General features: G+C 67.7%; 4 protein-coding genes. 3 read left to right on the top strand and 1 reads right to left on the bottom strand.

From position 1 onward, the window contains the following. Positions 1-347: 347 nt before the first annotated feature. The 3 genes from hrcA (at position 348) to LQV45_RS19150 (ending at position 3,375) form a co-directional block, all read left to right on the top strand. The gene (gene hrcA, locus LQV45_RS19160) at positions 348-1,361 is read left to right on the top strand and encodes a heat-inducible transcriptional repressor HrcA (protein ID WP_230008381.1); all 1,014 of its coding nucleotides are present in this window, start codon (positions 348-350) and stop codon (positions 1,359-1,361) included. A 92-nt stretch (positions 1,362-1,453) separates the two neighbouring features. After that, positions 1,454-2,584, top strand: coding sequence for a molecular chaperone DnaJ (dnaJ, locus tag LQV45_RS19155; RefSeq protein ID WP_028276700.1), 1,131 nt, complete (start codon positions 1,454-1,456; stop codon positions 2,582-2,584). A 2-nt stretch (positions 2,585-2,586) separates the two neighbouring features. Next, entirely contained in the window at positions 2,587-3,375 is a 789-nt protein-coding gene (locus tag LQV45_RS19150) for a 16S rRNA (uracil(1498)-N(3))-methyltransferase (protein ID WP_230008380.1), read from the top strand. Positions 3,376-3,425: 50 nt separating this feature from the next. Here LQV45_RS19150 and LQV45_RS19145 read toward each other — a convergent pair whose 3' ends face one another. Continuing rightward, positions 3,426-4,328 carry a GerMN domain-containing protein gene (locus tag LQV45_RS19145; protein ID WP_230008379.1) on the bottom strand — a complete coding sequence of 301 codons (903 nt, stop codon included), beginning with the start codon at positions 4,326-4,328 and terminating at the stop codon, positions 3,426-3,428. Between the last annotated feature and the right edge of the window lie 2 nt (positions 4,329-4,330).

Below are 4,330 nucleotides of genomic sequence, written 5' to 3'. Positions count from 1 at the left end.
GTCCTGGGGTCCCCAGTTCTGGTACGACATCTCTTCACGCTTACTTTGCACTCGGAATGTACGGCGGTCGGTGGAACTCTCCGGGGGCCGGAACCGGACCGCGACGGCGCGGCAACGGCAGCGTCTGCCACGGTCTCGGCGCCGGCGTGACGGGAATCGCGTTCCCGCGGGCCACGCCTGGAGCGAATCCAATGCTAACAACGCGGCGACTCATATTAGACTGGTTAGCACTTAGGCATGTCGAGTGCTAACCCTTGTCCTGTGGCGGGCCGTCCGTGCACCACTGGTGGACCCGGACCGGACGCGGGGGTGGCACCGGCTGCGGGACAGTCGATTGGAGGTGGAGCGTGAGCGAACCGCGCAAACTCGAAGTGCTGCGCGCCATCGTGGAGGACTACGTCCATTCGCGTGAGCCCGTTGGTTCCAAAGCGCTCGTTGAACGGCACCATCTCGGCGTCTCGAGCGCCACGATCCGAAATGACATGGCGGCGCTGGAAGACGAGGGCCTGATCGCGGCACCGCACACGAGTGCAGGCCGGATCCCCACTGACAAGGGCTACCGGTTGTTCGTCGACCAGATCTCAGCGGTGAAGCCGTTGTCCCAGGCCGAGCGCCGGGCCATCCAGGCGCTGCTGGAAGGATCCGAGGACCTCGACGACATCCTTGACCGGACCGTGAGGCTCCTCTCGCACCTGACCAACCAGGTCGCCGTCGTGCAGTATCCGCTGCTCAGCCGCGCCCGGGTGCGGCACATTGAGTTCGTGCTGCTGGCGCCCAGGAAAGTGCTGGCTGTTCTGATCGCTGACACCGGCAAGGTGGAGCAGCGCGTGATCGACGTCGGGCAGGACATTCCCGACGACGCGCTGTCGGAATTGCGGAGCAGTTTTCTGGCCAGCCTCTCCGGTACGCCGCTGAGCCTGATGCCGCAGCTGCTGCCCGCCGTCGTTGCCGGTGGCCCGCCCGCGCGGCGCGGAGCAGCCCAGGCGCTGGCCCGCGGTCTTGAGGCCCTGGCCACGAGCAGCCGTGAAGAGCGCATGGTCATGGCCGGCACCGCCAACCTGGCCCGCTCCAATGTGGACTTCCCGCTCAGCATCGGCCCCGTGCTGGAGGCCCTCGAGGAACAGGTGGTCATGCTCCGCCTGCTCAGCGAAATGGCCGAAGACCCGCGCGGCGTGACCGTCAGCATCGGCCGGGAAAACCCCTACGACGGTCTCGCCGAGGCCTCGGTCGTGGCCACCGCCTACGGGCCGGACGCCACGGCCAAGGTCGGAGTGCTTGGGCCCACCCGGATGGACTATCCCACCACCATGGCCGCCGTCCGAGCGGTGGCCCGCTACCTTTCGAGGATCCTGGGGCCCTGACAGGCCCGGGACCGAATACGACTTCTTGCCCCACAGGCAGTGCCCCACAGGCAGTACCCCACAGGCAGTACAACCAGGAAGAGATACACACTTTGAGCAGCCACTACGACGTTCTTGGAGTCTCCCGCGACGCATCGGGGGAGGAGATCAAGAAGGCCTACCGGAAACTGGCCCGGACCCTGCACCCGGACGTGAACCCCGGGGAGGACGCTTCGGACAGGTTCAAGGCCGTCACGCACGCCTACGAGGTCCTCTCCGATCCGCAGAAGCGCCGGGTCTATGACACCACCGGCAACGAGAACGGCACCGACAACGGGTTCGGCGGCGGCAGCTACTCGGGCCAGGGCTTCGCCTTCCAGGACATCTTCGAGACCTTCTTCGGCGCCGGTGGCGGCCAGGGCGGCCCGGCGTCCCGGGTCCGCCGCGGCCAGGACGCGCTGATCAGCGTCCGGATCGACCTCCGCGATGCGGTGTTCGGCGTGAACAAAAAGCTCGAGGTCGACACGGCCGTCATCTGCCCCACCTGCGAGGGATCCTGCTGCCGGGAGGGCACCCACCCGGTCCGCTGCGACATCTGTGGCGGCAGCGGTCAGGTCCAGCGCGCCGTGCGGTCCATCCTGGGCCAGGTCATGACGTCCGCCCCCTGCGGGTCTTGCGAGGGCTTCGGCACCGTCATCAAGGACCCGTGCAACGAATGCAGCGGCCAGGGCCGGATCCGCAGCCGCCGCTCGCTGACCGTCAAGGTCCCGGCCGGCGTGGCCACCGGCACCCGCATCCAGCTGTCCGGCCAGGGCGAGGCCGGCCCTGCCGGCGGCCCCGCCGGGGACCTGTACGTGGAGATCAGGGTCAACAACGACGCCACTTACGTGCGCGAGGGCGATGACCTGCACGCGAGCCTCAACATTCCCATGACGGCGGCCGCCCTCGGCACCGAAATATCCCTCGACACCTTCGACGGACAGCAGGAGATCGACGTCAAGGCCGGCACCCAGTCCGGCGAGATCATCACCCTTCGCGGTCTTGGCGTCACGCACCTGCGCGGCCACGGCCGCGGCGATCTGAAGGTGCACCTGCAGGTGGAAACACCGGTCAAGCTCGATCACGTCCAGGAGGAACTTCTCCGCCAGCTGGCCAAGCACCGTGGCGAGCACCTCACGGAAGGAAAGCTTGCGGCCAGCGGCGGCGTCTTCGCCAAACTGCGGGACCGGCTCGGTAACCTGTAGCGGTGAGTAACCCGGTCTTCTTCACCGCCCCAGGCGCCCTGGACCAGCAGGTCCCCGGCTCGGCCTTCGTCCTCGAGGGAACCGAGGCCCGACACGCCGTCACCGTCAAACGGATCGGCGTCGGCGAAGCCGTCGATATCGCGGACGGCGCCGGCAAGCGCCTGACCGGCACCGTGACAGCCGTCGCTCCCGGGGAGCTGAGCGTCGAATGCGTGGACCTGGCTGAGGAACCACGGCCAGGGACACGGCTGGTCCTGGTCCAGGCCCTGGCGAAGGGCGACCGCGATGAACTGGCGGCCGAGACCGCGACCGAGTTGGGCATCGACGCCGTCATTCCCTGGCAGGCCGAGCGGTCCATTGTGCGGTGGAAGGCTGAGCGGGCCGCGAAGGCGCATGCCAAGTGGCAGTCGGTGGTGACGGCAGCCGCCAAACAGGCGCGCCGGGCATGGATTCCCGAGGTCCGGGCCGCCGTCGACGGCGCCGGGCTGCAGGCGGCCGTAACGGCGGCAGACCTCGCCGTCATCCTGCACGAAGACGCCGTGCGCCCGCTGCGGCAGGTACTCGAGGCCTGGCTGGAAAGTGTTGGGCCCGGCGATGTTGTGGCAGATGATGCCGGATCCCGTGAGGTACTGCTGATCGTGGGTCCGGAAGGCGGCATCAGCCCGCGGGAGGTGACCCGGCTTTGCGACGCCGGCGCAGTTACGGCCCTTTTGGGGCACCATGTGCTGCGTTCGTCCACGGCCGGGCCCGCCGCCACTGTGCTGGCCAGCGACATCCTCGGCCGCTGGTGACCTGCGGCAGCCGCCGCCGCAAGTGACGTGATGCCTTGTTGAGGTGACGGCTACTTGACCGTGAACCCGCGGGTGTCCTGGAATACTTCCTTGGCGCTGTCGGATGCGTCCACCTGGGACACCCGGACCTCGTAATTGCCCGGGCCGAGGTTCACGGACAAGGTGAACAGCCCGGGCCGGGCTGCATCGGCGGAGGCGGTGGCGCTGCCGTTGAGATACGCGGTCTTGGCGTTGTCGCCGTCGCCGTCGACCTTGAGGATCGCCCAGCGGAGCTTCCCGCCCTGGACGGTGCTGCGGCCGCTGATCTTGACCGAACCGTCGGCCACGGACGTGCCCTCCTGCGGATCAATGATCCACACTGGTGCCACCATCCCGGCGCTGCGGGAGGTCGGCTCGCCCAGGCGGACATGGTTGAAGGCGACGTAGTCGGTGTGACCGTCGACCAGCACAACCACCTGGACCTGCTGTCCGGCATCGATGAGTCCGGCGCTGGCCGCGGCAGCTGTCGCCGTGTAGACGAGCTGCTGGATGGCGCGCTCGGCCATGGCCGCATCCACGTTGCTGTTGAAGGCATCAGCGGAGACATCCACCGTGATGACGTTCTTGCCGGAAATCGACGTCGCCAGCTTCTTCGGATTTTGCCAGGGCGTGAAAAAATCCGGGTCCAATGGCTTCTGCGACATCATGACCCGCAGGGCGCGGGTGACGGGATTGTCCTGATCCGGAACGTCGCGGAACTCGCGGTAGAGAAACGCGTTGTCATTGCCACGGCCGATCCAATACACCGGAGCCTTGTTCGACGTCTGGGCAGTCTCCAGCGGTGCGCTCGTGGTGGGGGCGCCCGACGCCGGGGCGGGAATGAGCTCTGATGGGCTGCTGGAATTCGTGATGCCGCTCTGCGGCGTCGCCACGCAGCCGGACATGACGAGCACGGCAGGCAGCGCCAACGCCAGCG

It is taken from the genome of Microbacterium sp. Bi128, from assembly GCF_918698205.1.
This window is presented reverse-complemented; position numbering and strand designations above follow the sequence as displayed.